The sequence below is a fragment of the Streptomyces sp. NPDC059895 genome, assembly GCF_042731035.1.
In the GTDB taxonomy this organism is placed as follows: domain Bacteria; phylum Actinomycetota; class Actinomycetes; order Streptomycetales; family Streptomycetaceae; genus Streptomyces.
Genome location: NZ_JBHWKO010000003.1, coordinates 201,485 through 216,853 on the forward strand (window position 1 = coordinate 201,485; position 15,369 = coordinate 216,853).

Below are 15,369 nucleotides of genomic sequence, written 5' to 3' on the forward strand. Positions count from 1 at the left end.
TGGGGTCACTGGTAGGTGGCGAAGGCCTTCGAGAACGCGCCGGCGGCCTGGACGATCGAGCTGCACGTGGGGTCGGCGTAGGTCTTGGCGCCGCCCGTGCACTGCTTGTCGCGGGTGGCGGACCACATCGACAGCCAGCCGAGTCCCTTGGCCTTCGCGAAGGCGACGAGCTGGGTGGCGTCGGCGACCGTGAAGATCTCGGAGGTGACGTCGTTGACGCCGATCATGGGGGTCACGGCGACGGCCTTCCAGGCGGCGGCGTCGCTCAGGCCGAGGACGCTCTTGATCTGGGCCTGGGTGGCGGTGGCCGCCTGCTCGGCGTAGGTGCCCATGTCGCCGCTGTACGCCGCGCCGTAGTCCATCGCCATGATGTTGACGCTGCTGATCTGCACGCCGTTGGTCTTCGCGTTGGCCAGCAGGTTCACGCCGTCCTGGGTCAGGCCCTCCGGCATCACGGGGAGGGTGAAGGAGACGTCCAGGTCGGGGTACTGCTGCTGGAGCGTGGCGATCGCCTGGGCGCGGCGGGTGTTCGCGGCCGTGTTCGGCAGCGCGCCGCCCTCGACGTCGAAGTCGACCTTGGTGAGGCCGTACGCGTCCACGACCTTGCCGTACGCCGCCGCCAGCGCGTCCGCCGACGAGCAGGTCGTACCCAACTCGGAGCCGGCCGCGCCGCCGAAGGAGACCCGGACGTCACCGCCCTTGGCGCGCAGGGCGCCGATCTGGGCGGCGACGGCGTCGGTGGCGAGGTCGGTGACGCCACCCCACTTGGGCGTGCAGCCGCCGCCGTCGGTGACGAAGGCGAGGTTGTACTCCTTCACGCCGGTCGCGGACGCGTGGGCGAGGAGGTCGAAGGCGGGGTAGAGGGAGGTGTCGACGTAGGGGGCGAAGCCGGCGGAGGCGGTGGTGCCGGTCCCCGAGCCGGTGCCGGTGCCGGTGCTCGCCGAGGGGGAGGCGGTGGCCGTCGGGGTGGAGGCGGTGGCCGTGGGGCTCGCGGTGGCCGACGCGGTCGCCGTGGCCGTCGGGGTCGCGCTCGCGGTCTGCGTCGGGCGGCCGCTCGGCTCGGGGGTCGCGCCCTCGTCCGCCGAGCAACGGGCGCCGTCGACGCGGCAGCCGGACGGATCGCCGCTGCCGTTGACGACGAACCCGACGGTGACCGACTCACCGGCCGCGAGGCCGTCGGTGTCCCACTTCGGGGGTGTCACGGTGACGTGCTGTCCGCTGACGCCCGACTCCGCGTTCCACAGGGAGCTGATTCTGGAACCGGCCGGCAGATCGAACTCCAGCGTCCAGTCGGCCTTCACCGCACCGCTGTTGTTCGTGACGACGTACTGCGCGGTGTACCCCGTCGACCAGTCGCTGGTCTTCGTGTACGCGGCGCCGACCCCGGCCGCCTGCGCGGTACCGGTGAGCAGGACCGCGCCGCCGCCGACCACGGCCGCGGCGACCACGCCGCCGATCGCCTTGTTCCTGCCGCTGAACTTGCGCCGGTGCGTACTCATGGCGTGCCTGCCTTCGTGGTTCACGGGGGTTCCAGGGAGGTCCCGGAGGGGGACGCGGCAGCACGCTAGCGATCCCGAATCGGGCAAAGCGCCTGATCGGGGCGGGGGTTGATGATCTTAGGGTGCGCTTAAGGAAGGGATCGGGGGCGGTTAAAGGTGGCGGCCGATCTGCCCTGCCGGCGCCTGCGCACCGACCCCCGGTGTCCTCTGCGCCCCGGCTCCCGCCCGGTCCGCCCGTCGACCTGGAGCCAGATCCGCACCTCGGTGCCACCCAGCACCGACGAGCCGATCCGCACGTCGCCGCCGGTCGACTCCGCGAGCCGGCGCACGATGTCCAGGCCGAGCCCGGTCGACCCGGCGCTCCCCGACCCACTGCCGCGTGCCATGGCCGCCTCGGGGTCGGGTATGCCGGGCCCCGCGTCCGACACCAGGACGATCACCGCGTCCTCGCCGTTGTGCACGTCCACAGCGAAGGCCGTGCCCTCGGGGGTGTGCCGGAAGACGTTGCCGAGCAGGGCGTCCAGCGCGGCCGCGAGGTCGGCGCGGGCCACGGGTATGCGCACGGGACGGTCGACGCCGGCCAGCCGCACCGTGCGGCCCTCGTCCTCCGCGAGCGCCGACCAGAACGCCATCCGCTCCCGGACGACCTCGGCCGCGTCGCACCCGGCGCCCGGGCCCGCCGCCGCCGTCTGCGGCTTGGCCTCGCGGGCCGTGCGGATGATGGTGTCGACCTCGCGTTCGAGCTGGGCGACCGCGGCCCGGGTCTGTTCGGCGGCCGGGGAGTCGCCGAGGGAGGCGGCGTTGAGCCGGAGCACGGTCAGCGGGGTGCGCAGCCGGTGGGAGAGGTCGGCGGCCAGCTCCCGTTCGTTCGCCAGGAGCTGGACGACCTGGTCGGCCATGGAGTTGAACGCGACCGCCGCGAGCCGCAGTTCGTTCGGCCCCTCCTCGGGGACGCGGACCCCCAGTTTCCCCTCCCCCAGTTCGTGGGCGCCCTCGGCCAGCCGCTGGGCGGGCTGCACCATCCGCACGCCCAGCCGGTCGGCGACGGCGACCGAACCGACGACCAGCGCGACGCCGACCGCCGCCAGCACCGCCCAGGCCGTGGCGACGCCGTTGCTGACCTCGGACTCGGGGACGTACACCTCGACGACCACGGTCCCGAGGCTGAGCGCGACGGGCTGGAGCAGGGCGGAGCCGCCGGGCACCTCGGCGGTGGAGGCGCGGCCCAGCTCGCGCACGGCATCGATGTCCGCGCCGGTGGCGCGCTGCCGGCCCAGTTCGACGGCGGCCCGGCCGTCGCTCGCCGGGATGTGCACCGCCATCCCGTCGTCGGAGCCGGCGGAGGCGACGACCCGCTCGAGCTGCTCGCGGTCGGTGGTGATGGACAGCGCGGGGACCACGACGGCGGCCTCCCGCTCCGCGTTGGAGAAGGCGCGGTCGCGGGCCATCTCCTTGATGACCAGGCCGAGCGGGACCGCGAAGGCGACCACGACCATCGCGGTGACCGCCAGGCAGACCTTGACCAGTGCCCATCTCATCGCGGCGGCTCCCCGTCCGACTGCGTGACGGGCGGTTCCAGCTTCACGCCGACGCCCCGCAGGGTGTGCAGATAGCGCGGGCGGGCCGCCGTCTCGCCCAGCTTGCGGCGCAGCCAGGACAGATGGACGTCGATGGTCTGATCGTCGCCGTAGGACTGCTGCCAGACCTCGGCGAGCAGCTCCCGGCGCGGGACGACGACGCCGGGGCGGCCGGCGAGGAAGGCGAGCAGGTCGAACTCGCGGCGGGTGAGGTCGAGTCGGACGCCGTCCAGCTCGGCCTGGCGGCGCAGCGGGTCGACGGTGAGGCCGCCGACGCGCAGGACGGAGGAGGGCGGGGCGTCCCCGGCGCCGGCGCGGGAGCGGCGCAGCACGGCCGCCATGCGCGCCGAGAGGTGCTCCACCGAGAAGGGCTTGGTCAGATAGTCGTCCGCCCCCGCGTTCAGCAGCCGGACGATCTCCGTCTCGTCGTCGCGGGCGGTCGCGATGATGACGGGCACGTCCGTGATGCCGCGCAGCATCTTCAGAGCCTCGGAGCCGTCCAGATCGGGCAGTCCGAGGTCCAGGACGACCACGTCGAAACGGAAATGGGCGACCTCGCGCAGCGCCTCCAGTGCTGTCCCGACGCTGCGCACGGTGTGCGAGGCGTCGGTCAGGTGCCGGATGAGCGCGGAGCGTACGAACTGGTCGTCCTCGACGACGAGCACACTTGCCATGCGCCGCACCGTACGCCATGCGGGCGACGGGCATTCGGGCCTGTGGACAACTCGGCGCCTGTGGACGACCGGTGGACCGTCCGTGCGGCGCCCGCGGCGCGTGGGGCAAGATGGCCCACGATGCGCAGAGCACTCGTACACGTACTGGCCTGGTCGCTCGCCACGGGCGCGGCGACCACGCTGTCGTGGTGGGGTGTCCACACGGTCATGGCGGGCACCGCGTACGACCCGCCGCGCGCCGTGCCCCTGGCGGCCGGGGACACGGCCGAGCGGGAGTCGGAGACTCCGACGTCGGTGCCGACGCCGGCGCGGGAGTCGGCGTCGCCCGAGGGCCGTCCGACGTCCTCCGCGAGCCCCTCGCCCAGCCCGTCCCCGGAACCGAGCCGCACGTCCCGCTCGCCCACCCCCTCGGAACCGTCCTCGACGACCGCCGCCTCCCCCACCCCCACCGGGCGGGTCCGCAGCTACGACACCGACGGCGGGCGCGTGGTGTTCGAACTCGGGACGGCCTCCGCGACGCTCGTCTCGGCGACGCCGGACGCGGGCTGGTCGATGCAGGTGTGGAAGACGGAGACCTGGATCCGTGTGGAGTTCACCTCGGGCGCGGACCATGTGTCGGTGTTCTGCACCTGGCACGACGGGCCGCCGCGGGTGGAGGTCGGCACCTACTGAGACGCGCCGCGCCTACCGAGGTGCGGCACGCCTACTGAGGTGCGGTGCCGGACCGGCCGGGCCCGGCCCTACCGGAACGCGTCGGGCGGTGGGGCCGGTGACGCCACCGCCGAGGCGTCGACGACCGGGGCGGCGCCGCCGGTGAAGTCGGTGAGCGCCCTGCCGTGCTCGACCCGGCCGGGGTGCGGGTCGGAGGCGGCGCGGCGGGTCAGTTCGGCGACCGGCAGGGGGAGGTCGCAGGCGACGAGGACGGCGTTGCCGAACCGCTTGCCGCGCAGCACGGTCGGGTCGGCGACGAGGGCGAGTTCCGGGAAGCGGGCGGCGGCGGTGGCGATCTGGCCGCGCAGGTGGGCGAGCGGCGGGCCGTCGGCGAGATTGGCGGCGTAGAGCCCGCCGGGCCGGAGCGCCCTGCGGACCTCGTCGAGGAACTCGGTGGAGGTCAGGTGGGCGGGGGTGCGGGCGCCGCTGAACACGTCGGCGATGACGAGGTCGGCCCACCCCTCGGGCACCTTGAGCAGGCCCTCACGGGCGTCGACGGACCTGACCCGGATCCGCGCGCCGGGGTCCAACGGCAGTTCCCGGCGGACCAGTTGGACGAGGCGCGCGTCGCGTTCGACGACCTGCTGGGTGGAGCGGGGGCGGGTCGCGGCGACGTACCGGGCGAGGGAGAGGGCGCCACCGCCGAGGTGGACGACGTGCAGGGACCTGCCGGGCGGTGCGGCGAGGTCGATGACGTGGCCGAGCCGTCGCTGGTACTCGAAGGAGAGGAACCGCGGGTCGTCGAGGTCCACGTGCGACTGCGGCGCGCCGTCGACGAGGAGGGTCCAGGCCCTCGTCCGGTCCCGGTCGGGTATGAGCTGTGCGAGGCCGCCGTCGACGGCCTCGGCCACGGTGGCCTCGGTGTCCCGCCCGCGCCGGGAGTTCCTGGACTTTCCCATGCGGGCATTTTCGCAGCCGGGTCAGGGCCGCGCCGACCGGCGTCCGCCCGCCCGCCTGAGACCTGGGACCTGGGACCTGAGACCGCCTGCCGCCTGCCGCCTGCCGCCTGCCGCCTGCCGCCTGCCACCTGCCACCTGCCACTTGCCACTTGCCGTCCACCGCCTACCGGCACCCGTCCGCCGCCTCGATCGTGCGGGCCGCCTCCCCCAGCGCGCGCCGCAGCACCGCCGGGGGGTGCGTCGCGAGGTCGGCCTCGCCGGGTGGGACCAGCCAGTCCGCGCCCTCCACCGGGGGCTCGGGGTCGAGTCTCAGTCCCCGCCCCTCGGTCTCCGTACAGGTGCTTCCCGGGACGTCCCAGGCCGCCGCGGTGCCCGGCGGCACGAGGAAGGCGAGGGTGTCGCCCCCGTCGTGGAGCACGGGCCCCACCCCGTCCCCCGCGGCCCGGCGCAGGATGTCGACCGCCTCCAGCCCGTGCCGGGTCGGCACCGTCACCAGGTCACAGGCCGTCACCGACGGCGTACAAGGATCGTTGCTCTGGCTGGTCACCATGCCGGCCTCCACCGCGCAGCCCTCTTGCAGTCCGCAGTGGTCAACGCGTCACACCGTCAACGGCTACGGCGGAAGTCCGCCGCAAAGGATGGCAGTTCATGGCAGATCGTGGATGAGATATCCGGTTTGTAGCCAAACACTGCGTGGCGACACAGCAACAGCAGGTACGTTCTTGCCCGCTGGAGACCGGGGTGAGCGCCTTGTGAGAGGCGGTCGGCCCACCGGGTTCCGGCATGGTTCGACGGTTCGCACGAGAGGACCCGGCCATGGCGTCGTCAACGGTGCCCCCACCTCGGCCCAACCGGCCACCCCGGCCCAACTTCGCCTTCCGGCACCTGCGCGGACAGCGCTCGCCGGCCGAGTTCGCCGCGCTGGTACGGCGGGCCGCACGCGAGATCGGCGAGGGTGTCAGCTGTGACGCGCGTTACATCGGCCGGGTCGAGGCAGGGGAGATCCGTTGCCCCAACTACGCCTACGAACGGGTGTTCCTGCACATGTTCCCCGGCCGCACGCTCACCGATCTGGGGTTCGCGCCCCGCTCGTCCGTACGCGGGCGAGGGGCACGGACGACCGACGACGCGCCGGGTGTGGATGAGACGCCCGGGGCATACGAGCCGTATGACCCGCAGGACCCGTACGACACGCACCACAACCACGAGGAGAGCGACGTGCTGCGTCGCGCATTCATGACCGGCGGAGGCGCCACGGTGGCCGCCGCCTCGCTGGGCCCCCTGGGGCTCGCCCTGGACGCATCGGCGGCCGAACGGCCCGTGCGCCGTGTCGGGGCGGGCGAGGCGAGCGCCCTCGAAGAAGCGGTCCGCAGGATCCGGTTGCTGGACGACCGGCACGGCGCCGACGGCCTCTACCGGCGCGCGGCGGCACCGCTGCGCGCCGCGTACGCGCTGCTGGACGCCGGCACCACCCGGCAGGCGACCGCCGACCGGCTCCACTCGGGCGCCGGGGAACTCGCCATCTCGGTGGGCTGGCTGGCGCACGACTCGGGGCGTTTCGACGACGCGCGCTCCCACTACGCGGAGGCCCTCGCCACCGCCCGGATGGCCGGGGACGAGGCGCTGGAGGCGCACGCCTTCTGCAACACGGCCTTCCTCGCGCGGGACGCGGGCCGGCCCCGCGAGGCCGTGCGCGCGGCACAGGCCGCGCAGCGCGTCGCGCGGCCCCTCGGCTCGGCCCGGCTGATGTCACTGCTCACGCTGCGCGAGGCGGGCGGCTGGGCCGGGCTCGCCGACCGCACCGGCTGCGAGCAGGCCCTCGCGCGGGCCCAGGCCCTCTACGGGCGGGGCTCCTCGGACGCCGACCCCGAGTGGATGAGCTTCTACGGCGAGGCCGAGCTGGAGGGGCTGGAGGCGCAGTGCTGGTCCACCCTGGGCGACTGGCCGCGCGCGGCCCGGCACGCCCGGCGGGCGGCGCAGCTCCAGGACCCCCACTTCACCCGGAACATCGCCCTCTACACCGCGGAGCTGGCGGACGACCTCGCGCGCGGAGGACGGCCGGACGAGGCCGCGGCTGCGGGGATGCGGGTGCTGGACCTGCTGGGGCAGGTCCAGTCGTCGAGGATCCAGACGATGCTGGCGGGCACGGCACGGGTGCTGCTGCCGCACCGGCGGGCCTCGGGGGTGTCGGAGTTCCTGGAACGGCACGCCTCCGCGCCCCGCACGGTGTAGCGCCCCGCACGGTCCGAGCGTCCCGGAACCGCGCGTCCCTCGGAACCGAGCGTCCCGCGGACCCGCGCGGCGGGGACCGTGTCGTCGCCCGACGGCGACGCGGTCACCCGGTCCCGCGGTCATCCGGTCCCCTCACGCGCGGGGGTGACGTGGTGGGGGCGGACGGGGTGAAGCCGCTGCTGGTCCGGTCCCCCCACCCCCACGCGCGGGGGCGACGTGCCGGATCAGTCCGCGGTCAGGTGCCCGCGGTCGTTCCAGCTCTCGATCGCCGGTTCCCCGTAGGCCCAGCCGAGGATCGACAGCGACGTCGGGTACAGCCGTATCCGCGCCGCGAAGTCCAGCGGCAGCCCCAGCCAGCGCGCCCCGATCGACCGCAGGATGTGCCCGTGGGCGAAGACCAGCACATCCCGGTCGGCGGAGCGCGCCCACGCGACCACCTCGTCCGCGCGCGCGGTGACCTCGGCGAGGCTCTCCCCCTCGGGCACGCCGTCGCGCCATATGAGCCAGCCGGGGCGGGCGGCCTGGATCTCGGCGGGCGTCATGCCCTCGTAGGCGCCGTAGTGGTACTCCATGAGCGTGTCCCACGCGGTGGCCCGCTCGCCGAAGCCGGCCAGCTCGCACGTCTCCCGCGCGCGGGCCAGCGGGCTGGTGCGGACCTCGACGCCGGGGAGGCCGTCGAACGGCGCCCGGTGCAGCCGCTCGCCGAGCAGCTTGGCGCCCCGGCGGCCCTCCTCCAGCAGGGGGATGTCCGTCCTGCCGGTGTGCTTGCCGGACAACGACCACTCGGTCTGTCCGTGCCGGGCCAGCAGGATGCGCGGTGCCATGGGGGACCTTTCCGGGGGTAACCCTGAGAGAACCAAGGGATGAGTCGACGGCGGAACCCCTCCATCATCGCTCACCCTTGAACAGGGCAACCCGGGGGGCGATCTCTGCGTCTTTGAGGGCCGGGGGCGTCGTCTTCGAGGGCCGGGGGCGTCCGGGGCGGGCGCGCGCTCACGCCGTAAAGTGGCACCTCCCGTGCCACTGCCGGCGCAGCGACGAGAAGGGGGAGGCGATCGGATGCCGCAGACCGAGTCACCGGGCACCGAGGCGGTCCCGCGGAGCCGGCTGCGCTGGTGGACCGAGCTGCCGCTGATCCTGCTGGTGTACGCCTGCTACTCGGCGGGCCGGCTGCTCGCCCGGGGAGACGTCGGCACCGCCGTCGACCACGGCCTGGCGATCCTGCGGATCGAGAAGTTCCTCCACATCAACGCCGAGCACCCGCTGAACCGCCTCTTCCGCAGCGAGCCGTGGATCGGCGTCCCGGCGGACTTCTGGTACGCGTCGCTGCACTACCTGCTGACACCGGTGCTCCTGGTCTGGCTGTTCCGCTCGCGTGCCGTGCACTACCGGGCGGCCCGCACCTGGCTGATGACGTCGACGTTCATCGGTCTGATCGGCTTCGCCCTCCTGCCCACCTGCCCGCCCCGGCTGCTGGCCGCGGAGCACGGCTTCGTGGACACCATGGCCCAGTACAGCTCCTGGGGCTGGTGGGGCGGCGAGGCGAGCGCGCCCCGGGGGCTGGGCGGCATGACCAACCAGTACGCGGCCATGCCGAGCCTGCACGTGGGATGGGCGCTGTGGTGCGGGGTGATGCTGTGGCGCCACGGCGGCACACGGGCGGCGCGGGTGGCGGGCGTCGTCTACCCGCTGGTGACCACGATCGTGGTGATGGGCACCGCGAACCACTACTTCCTCGACGCGGTCGCGGGCGCCGCCGTGATGGGGGCGGGCCTGCTGCTGACGCCGCTGGTGCTGCGCCGCGCGGACCGGATCCGGGACCGGTACGCACCCCGCGTCCCGCGCCTCGCGGCGCGTGTCCCGTCCGTCTCGGCGGCCTCCGCGGGCGCGGAGGCCTCGATTGTCAGTGGCGGATGCCAGACTTCCCCGGGTGAGCGAATTCCACGGCAGCGCGAGTCACGGTTCGGGCCCCCGGCCGAGCCGGGTGCCTCCCCCTCGGACGCGGGGGACGGCGCTCCGGCAGCGGCTCGCTGACCTGCGCGGTCCCGACGTACCCGCCAAGGCTCTGGACGCCCGGGCGCTCGCGGCGCTCGCCGCGAACCCTGGCTGCAGGCGGCGCGCGATCCTCGACGGCGCCGGGGTGGACAAGGCGGCGCTGGCGGGCGCGCTGGGCTCGCCGTCGGCCTTCGGCCAGTCGCAGTTCGCCCTGACCCGGGGCAACGCGTTCGAGGCGAAGGTGAAGGCGGACGGCGGCGCGGAGCTGCTGCGCCTGGTGCACGAGAAGCTGGACCCGCGCGCCCCCGCGCCCGCCGGGGCGAGCGTCCCCGACCTGTCGGCGGCCGGCCCCGAGGGCCGCACCGCCCGGACGGCGCTGGCGCTGCGCGAGGCCGCCGAGGCGGCCGGCACCTGGACCCTGCTCGACCACCCGATGCTCGCGCTCGACGTGGCCGGCTCCCCCGCCTTCCTCGAACCGGACGCGGTGGTGGTGCACCCGGACGGCGGCTGGACGGTCGTGGAGATCAAGTCGTTCCCGATGCTGGACGGGTCGGCGGACCCGGCGAAGGTCGGCGCGGCGGCCCGCCAGGCCGCGGTGTACGTGCTGGCGCTGGAGGACGTCGCCGCCCGCCTCGACCCCGCGCCGCAGGTGCGCCACCGTGTCCTGCTGGTCTGCCCGAAGGACTTCTCCAACCTGCCCACCGCGTCCGCCGTGGACGTCCGCAAGCAGCGCGCGGTCACCGGCCGCCAGCTGGCCCGGCTCACCCGCATCCAGGACATCGCCGACGCCCTCCCGGAAGGCACCTGCTTCTCCCCCGAGCTGCCCGCCGAGCAGCTCACGGCGGCCGTCGCGTCGGTTCCGGCGACGTACGCGCCCGAGTGCCTGGCCGCGTGCGAGCTGGCGTTCCACTGCCGCGACCGCTCCCGCGCGGCCGGCGCGGTGACCGCGCTGGGCCGCCCGGTCCGCGCCGAGCTGGGCGGGCTGACGACGGTCGAGGAGGTGCTGGCGGCCGCGCGCGGGGAGGCCGGTGATCCGGACGACCCGGCGGTGGCGGCACTGCGCCGGGCGGCGCGGCTGCGCGGCGAGGCCCTGGGGGCGATGTGTCGCTGATCGCCACGCTCGCCCGGCTCGAGGCCGTCGCCACCGGCCGGGCGCAGCCCGCCGCCACCGTCCGCCACCGGCATCTGTCCGACCGCCCGCTGGTGTTCGTGCCGCTGACCACCGCCGGTGAGGCCGGCGCCCCGCTGGGCGCACTGGTCGGCACCGACCGGGACGCGCCGCGCCTGCTGGTCGTCCCGCAGCCGCGCGACCGCGACCTGCGGTTCGCGTTCCTCACCGAGCTCGCCGACACCGTGCTGCCGTACATCGACTCCTACGCCGACACCGTCGAGGCCGCCGAGCGCAACGAGACCGACCCGGAGACCGGCAAGCGCGTCAAGGTCGAGGTCGAGCTGTGCGCCGACGCGCCCCAGTTGATCGTGCCGAGCCGCGCGGGCGTCGACTTCGTCCGTCTGCTGGGCCGCTCCATGCGCTTCAGGCGTACGGCGGAGCAGGACCCCGAGACGCCGTTCCCGGCGCCCCCGCGCGTGCCGCTGCTCGGGCGGTGGCTGACGCACTTCGGGGAGCGGGCCCGGGTGCCGGGCTCCTCGCTGCTGACGGCGCTGACCGAGGTGCTGGGCCGGCACTGGGCGACCGGGCAGTCCAGCCTGGAGGACCAGCACCTGGGGGCGCTGCTCGCCTGGATCGACCCGCCCGGGGGCGCCTCGGGCGCCGAGGCGGCGCTGCGGGCCGAACTGGCGCGCGACGCGGAGGGCCAGCTGCTGTGCCCGCCGGCCGGCCCGGCCACCGACCCGGCGTTCGACAACAAGCTGCTCGCCCCCGCCATCGAGCGCTACGACCGGGCGCGCACCGCCCTGGCCGCCGCCGAGGACGGTCTCCAGGCCGACGACCGGCTCGGCGCGCTGACCGCCGCCGAGCGGGAGATCCGCGCCCTGGTCGAGAGCCGCACGCGGCCCACCTGGGACGCGGTGTGGCGCGGACTGGACCTGCTGCGGACGCTGCCCGAGGGCGCGCACGTCGAGGAGCGGTGGACGCGCGACCGCTGGTCGTTCACCGGTCACCGCGACCGCGTCCTGGCCGGCGAGCCCCCGCAGCCCCGCCGCGACGACGCGGTCACCGCCGCCGACAAACTCGCCACGCGCGAGCGGGAACAGGCCCGGCTGGAGGCGCAGGAGGCCCTCGACGACCCGCTGGTGATGGCGGGGCGGCGGCTGGCCGGGGAGGCGTTCGCGGGCGAGGTCGTCGACGTCGTCATGGCCTACAGCGAGGGCAGGCGGCCGAGTCCGCGCCCGCTGGTCACCGTGCGCACGGACGACCGGCCGCACCTCGGGGAGCGGGCGAAGGTGTTCCGGTCGCTGGGCGGCAAGCCGCAGGCGGCGGAGTTCGTCGAGCGGCAGGGCGAGGACGACGAGGGCCTGCTGGTGCTGCGGATCGTCGACAGGATGGGGCGCGGCAAGGAACCGGAGAAGGGGTCGGTGCCCGAGAAGGGGGAACCGGTGTGCTTCACCCTCTTCGAGCACGCGCAGCGCGGCGGCGCGAAGCTGCCCGACCCGGAACAGACGCCGTGGACGCACGGCGGGCCGCCCGGGGAGCAGGCGCCCGAAGCACCCGATTCCGTCACCCAGGAGGACGTGCTGTGACCACCCAGGCCGCGTTCGACCCCGGTACGGCCGCCGCCCGCGCGACCGACGCGATCCTCCACGACACGCTGCACGGCACGGCGCGCGGTGTGGTCGTGGACTCCCCGCCCGGCGCCGGGAAGTCCACGCTCGTCGTCCGCGCGGCGCTGGAGCTGGCGGACACCGGGCGCTCCCTGATGGTGGTCGCGCAGACCAACGCCCAGGTCGACGACCTGGTCCTGCGGCTCGCCGAGAAGAGTCCCGAGCTGCCGGTGGGCCGTCTGCACAGCAGCGACGCCGACGCGTACGACAAGGCGCTGGACGACCTGCCGAACGTACGGAAGTCGGCGAAGGCGGCCGATCTGGCCGGGCTGCCCGTCGTGATCTCCACGGCGGCGAAGTGGGCGCATGTGAAGGTCGACGAGCCGTGGCGGCACGCGATCGTGGACGAGGCGTACCAGATGCGCTCGGACGGTCTGCTGGCCGTGGCGGGGCTGTTCGAGCGGGCGCTGTTCGTGGGCGACCCGGGGCAGCTGGACCCGTTCGCGATCGTGGGCAGCGAGCAGTGGGCGGGTCTGTCGTACGACCCGTCGGCGTCGGCGGTGACGACGCTGCTCGCCCACAACCCGCGGCTGCCGCAGCACCGGCTGCCGGTGTCGTGGCGGCTGCCGGCGTCGGCGGCCCCGCTGGTCTCGAACGCGTTCTATCCGTACACCCCGTTCCGCAGCGGCACCGGCCACGGCGACCGGCGCCTGTCCTTCGCCGTCCCGTCGGACGGCTCCGCCCCCGACCGGGTGATCGACGAGGCGGCGGAGTCGGGCTGGGGCCTGCTGGAACTGCCCGCCCGCCACACGCCGCGCACGGACCCGGAGGCGGTCCGGGCGGTCGCGACGGTGGTGCGGCGCCTGCTGGACCGGGACGGCGCGGCCGTCTCGGAACGCTCCCCGGTCCCGACGCGGCTGACCGCCGACCGGGTCGCCGTCGGCACGGCCCACCGCGACCAGGCGGCGGCGGTCCGGGCGGCCCTCGCCGAGCTGGGCGTGGCGGACGTCACCGTGGACACGGCGAACCGGCTCCAGGGCCGGGAGTTCGACGTCACCGTCGTCCTCCACCCCCTCTCCGGCCGCCCCGACGCCACCGCCTTCCACCTGGAGACGGGCCGCCTGTGCGTCCTCGCCTCCCGGCACCGGCACGCGTGCGTCGTGGTGTGCCGGGCGGGGGTGGGCGACCTGCTGGACGACTATCCGTCGACGGAGCCGGTGCAGCTGGGGACGCTCGTGAAGTTCCCGGACGGCTGGGAGGCCAACCACGCGGTGCTGGCCCACCTGGCGGAGCACCGCGTGACGTGGCGCCCGTGAGCCACCCGGCACCGGCCGCCCGTCGGCGGCTCCGGCGACCCGCAACCTCGGTGGCCCGGCGGCTCCGGCGACCCGCAACCTCGGTGGCCCGGCGGCCCGGCAGTCCGGCAGTCCGGCGGCCGGCAGCCCGGCATCCGGCGGTCGGCAGTGCGGCATCCGGTGGTCGCCAGCCAGGCGGCCGGCGGTCGGCGGCCGGCCGCCCGAGCCGCGCCCGATGCATACCGGCCGGGCCACTGGGCAGCCAACCACGCGGTGCCGGTGCGCCCGGAGAGCATCAGCTGTCCCGGGAACATCGTGCGCCCCGGGAGCCTTGAGAGTGCGGGCCCCCGGGCCCCCTTGCGTGCCCGGGGGACAATGGAAGGTGGTCCGCTCACCGGTGGCGCCACCCCGACCGTACGAGGAGGAGAAGACATGGCGGAGCCCACGCCGCGTCGGAACCAACCGCGGCTACGCCCCGCGCCCCTGCTGTTCGAGCCCGCGGAAGCGGCAGGCGATCCGGAGCACTTCTTCGACCTGGAGTCGATCGACGACCCGGGGGCGCTGCTGGCGCGTGCCACGGAGCTGACGCTCGCCTTCCGCGCGGCGGCCGACCGGGCGGTGGAGTTCCAGGCCGTGGCGGCGGCCCAGCTCGCCGATCCGCGACGGTTCGACCGGCTGACGCCGGCCGACATCGCCGAGCGGGCCGAGTGGACCGAGGACTACGCGAAGAAGATGGTCGAGTTCGGGCGGGATCTGCTGAAGGGCGAGGTCGAGGGCCGGGAGCACGTCGACCCCGTGTAGGACACCGCCACCCGTCCGGCGGACAGCCCCCGCCCAGGACCCCGCACTCGCCACCGTCACTCTCCGCTACCTTCTGGCATATGCCGGGCGCGTAAGATACCCGCCCCCGCCCTCTCCCGTCCCGATTTCCCCCCAACCCGGAGAACCGACCGCTCACGCCCGGTAGACCTGACGGCATGAGCAGCGCTTGGGACACCCGCCTGACCGATCGCTCCGACGCCGCCGGAGTCACCGCCGACGGCGCCGCCTGGCTGGCCTCCGCCGGCCCCCGCCCGCACACCACGCTCGCCCTCTGGGAGGAACGGCCGTACGCCCCCGTGGTCCTGCCCTGCGGGTCCGTCTTCGACATCGTGAGCTCCCCGGCGCTGTTCGGGCGGCTGATGCTGGACCGGCTGTGGGGCGAGGGCCCCGGCTCCGGGCCGGTGGCCGCGTTCCGCGGGCGGACGCTGCTGTTCGCCGCGCCGGGCACCGCCCAGCGGCTGCCCTCGCTGCTGGAGTGGGAGGAGTGGAGCGCCGACGGCCGCCCGGACGGCCGGACGAGCACCGTCCCGCCGCTGCTGTGCCACGGCACCGGCGACGCGGTGACCGTGCCGCCCCCGATCACCTCCCCGCAGGACGCCGCCACCCGCTGGATGGTCGCCCCCGACACACGGCACCCCTGGCTGCCGGGGCCCGAGATCCTGCTCTGGGCGGCCGTCCGGGCGGCCCGATCGGCCGTGCGGATATCGATTTCTCACCCCGCCGACCAGGGTGCTAAGGTCTACGACGTCAGCAGGCGCCGCTAGCTCAGTTGGTTAGAGCAGCTGACTCTTAATCAGCGGGTCCGGGGTTCGAGTCCCTGGCGGCGCACGACACCGGAAGGCCCCTCGCAGCAGCGAGGGGCCTTCCGCCTGTCCCGGGACGACACCCTCGGGAGACCGGAGAAACCAGGGGGCCGGGGGGACAGGGGGGCAGGGGAGACAGGG

Annotated in this window: 14 protein-coding genes and 1 tRNA gene; 9 read left to right on the forward strand and 6 right to left on the reverse strand. The window is 74.9% G+C overall.

Going from position 1 to position 15,369, the window contains the following annotated elements; genetic code table 11:
* Positions 1–5: 5 nt before the first annotated feature.
* The 3 genes from ACFV9M_RS04885 to ACFV9M_RS04895 form a co-directional block, all read right to left on the reverse strand.
* Entirely contained in the window at positions 6–1,499 is a 1,494-nt protein-coding gene (locus ACFV9M_RS04885; RefSeq protein ID WP_385062425.1) for a cellulose binding domain-containing protein, read from the reverse strand.
* Positions 1,500–1,627: 128 nt separating this feature from the next.
* Complete coding sequence (locus ACFV9M_RS04890) at positions 1,628–3,037, reverse strand: sensor histidine kinase (protein WP_385062423.1); 1,410 nt, start codon at positions 3,035–3,037, stop codon at positions 1,628–1,630.
* The gene (locus ACFV9M_RS04895; protein ID WP_385062421.1) at positions 3,034–3,750 is read right to left on the reverse strand and encodes a response regulator transcription factor; all 717 of its coding nucleotides are present in this window, start codon (positions 3,748–3,750) and stop codon (positions 3,034–3,036) included. Before ACFV9M_RS04895 ends, ACFV9M_RS04890 begins: the two co-directional genes overlap by 4 nt.
* A 120-nt stretch (positions 3,751–3,870) precedes the next feature.
* On the opposite strand from ACFV9M_RS04895, the gene ACFV9M_RS04900 reads away from it, so the two are divergent.
* A complete protein-coding gene (locus tag ACFV9M_RS04900) occupies positions 3,871–4,422 on the forward strand; it encodes a hypothetical protein (RefSeq protein WP_385062419.1) in 552 nt (183 codons plus the stop codon).
* Positions 4,423–4,490: 68 nt separating this feature from the next.
* Here ACFV9M_RS04900 and ACFV9M_RS04905 read toward each other — a convergent pair whose 3' ends face one another.
* Both ACFV9M_RS04905 and ACFV9M_RS04910 read right to left on the reverse strand, forming a co-directional pair.
* Positions 4,491–5,360 carry a spermidine synthase gene (locus tag ACFV9M_RS04905; RefSeq protein WP_385062417.1) on the reverse strand — a complete coding sequence of 290 codons (870 nt, stop codon included), beginning with the start codon at positions 5,358–5,360 and terminating at the stop codon, positions 4,491–4,493.
* Positions 5,361–5,523: 163 nt separating this feature from the next.
* Complete coding sequence (locus ACFV9M_RS04910) at positions 5,524–5,910, reverse strand: hypothetical protein (protein WP_385062415.1); 387 nt, start codon at positions 5,908–5,910, stop codon at positions 5,524–5,526.
* Between the two features lie 266 nt (positions 5,911–6,176).
* Here ACFV9M_RS04910 and ACFV9M_RS04915 point away from each other — a divergent pair, with 266 nt between their 5' ends.
* Entirely contained in the window at positions 6,177–7,592 is a 1,416-nt protein-coding gene (locus tag ACFV9M_RS04915; RefSeq protein ID WP_385062413.1) for a hypothetical protein, read from the forward strand.
* Positions 7,593–7,816: 224 nt separating this feature from the next.
* On the opposite strand, the gene ACFV9M_RS04920 is transcribed toward ACFV9M_RS04915, so the two are convergent.
* Complete coding sequence (locus tag ACFV9M_RS04920; RefSeq protein ID WP_385062411.1) at positions 7,817–8,416, reverse strand: histidine phosphatase family protein; 600 nt, start codon at positions 8,414–8,416, stop codon at positions 7,817–7,819.
* Between the two features lie 235 nt (positions 8,417–8,651).
* On the opposite strand from ACFV9M_RS04920, the gene ACFV9M_RS04925 reads away from it, so the two are divergent.
* The 7 genes from ACFV9M_RS04925 (at position 8,652) to ACFV9M_RS04955 (ending at position 15,253) form a co-directional block, all read left to right on the forward strand.
* The gene (locus tag ACFV9M_RS04925; RefSeq protein ID WP_385062409.1) at positions 8,652–9,626 is read left to right on the forward strand and encodes a phosphatase PAP2 family protein; all 975 of its coding nucleotides are present in this window, start codon (positions 8,652–8,654) and stop codon (positions 9,624–9,626) included.
* A complete protein-coding gene (locus ACFV9M_RS04930; protein ID WP_385062407.1) occupies positions 9,577–10,698 on the forward strand; it encodes a hypothetical protein in 1,122 nt (373 codons plus the stop codon). The genes ACFV9M_RS04925 and ACFV9M_RS04930 overlap by 50 nt, the downstream gene beginning before the upstream one ends.
* On the forward strand, positions 10,689–12,287 hold the full coding sequence (locus ACFV9M_RS04935; RefSeq protein WP_385062404.1) for a hypothetical protein: 1,599 nt from the start codon (positions 10,689–10,691) through the stop codon (positions 12,285–12,287). Before ACFV9M_RS04930 ends, ACFV9M_RS04935 begins: the two co-directional genes overlap by 10 nt.
* Positions 12,284–13,624: an AAA domain-containing protein gene (locus ACFV9M_RS04940; protein ID WP_385062402.1), complete on the forward strand. Its 1,341-nt coding sequence runs from the start codon at positions 12,284–12,286 to the stop codon at positions 13,622–13,624. Before ACFV9M_RS04935 ends, ACFV9M_RS04940 begins: the two co-directional genes overlap by 4 nt.
* 411 nt (positions 13,625–14,035) lie before the next feature.
* Complete coding sequence (locus tag ACFV9M_RS04945) at positions 14,036–14,404, forward strand: hypothetical protein (RefSeq protein WP_385062401.1); 369 nt, start codon at positions 14,036–14,038, stop codon at positions 14,402–14,404.
* A 176-nt stretch (positions 14,405–14,580) separates the two neighbouring features.
* Positions 14,581–15,189, forward strand: coding sequence for a bifunctional DNA primase/polymerase (locus ACFV9M_RS04950; protein ID WP_385062399.1), 609 nt, complete (start codon positions 14,581–14,583; stop codon positions 15,187–15,189).
* Positions 15,180–15,253, forward strand: a tRNA-Lys gene (locus ACFV9M_RS04955). The genes ACFV9M_RS04950 and ACFV9M_RS04955 overlap by 10 nt, the downstream gene beginning before the upstream one ends.
* Positions 15,254–15,369 lie beyond the last annotated feature (116 nt).

What these genes read in the sequence shown, in the direction of transcription:
- ACFV9M_RS04945 (WP_385062401.1), top strand. Translation starts at nt 14,036, where the DNA reads ATGGCGGAGCCCACGCCGCGTCGGAACCAACCGCGGCTACGCCCCGCG.
- ACFV9M_RS04890 (WP_385062423.1), bottom strand. Translation starts at nt 3,037, where the DNA reads ATGAGATGGGCACTGGTCAAGGTCTGCCTGGCGGTCACCGCGATGGTC.
- ACFV9M_RS04925 (WP_385062409.1), top strand. Translation starts at nt 8,652, where the DNA reads ATGCCGCAGACCGAGTCACCGGGCACCGAGGCGGTCCCGCGGAGCCGG.
- ACFV9M_RS04900 (WP_385062419.1), top strand. Translation starts at nt 3,871, where the DNA reads ATGCGCAGAGCACTCGTACACGTACTGGCCTGGTCGCTCGCCACGGGC.
- ACFV9M_RS04895 (WP_385062421.1), bottom strand. Translation starts at nt 3,750, where the DNA reads ATGGCAAGTGTGCTCGTCGTCGAGGACGACCAGTTCGTACGCTCCGCG.
- ACFV9M_RS04885 (WP_385062425.1), bottom strand. Translation starts at nt 1,499, where the DNA reads ATGAGTACGCACCGGCGCAAGTTCAGCGGCAGGAACAAGGCGATCGGC.
- ACFV9M_RS04920 (WP_385062411.1), bottom strand. Translation starts at nt 8,416, where the DNA reads ATGGCACCGCGCATCCTGCTGGCCCGGCACGGACAGACCGAGTGGTCG.
- ACFV9M_RS04905 (WP_385062417.1), bottom strand. Translation starts at nt 5,360, where the DNA reads ATGGGAAAGTCCAGGAACTCCCGGCGCGGGCGGGACACCGAGGCCACC.
- ACFV9M_RS04950 (WP_385062399.1), top strand. Translation starts at nt 14,581, where the DNA reads ATGAGCAGCGCTTGGGACACCCGCCTGACCGATCGCTCCGACGCCGCC.
- ACFV9M_RS04915 (WP_385062413.1), top strand. Translation starts at nt 6,177, where the DNA reads ATGGCGTCGTCAACGGTGCCCCCACCTCGGCCCAACCGGCCACCCCGG.
- ACFV9M_RS04910 (WP_385062415.1), bottom strand. Translation starts at nt 5,910, where the DNA reads ATGGTGACCAGCCAGAGCAACGATCCTTGTACGCCGTCGGTGACGGCC.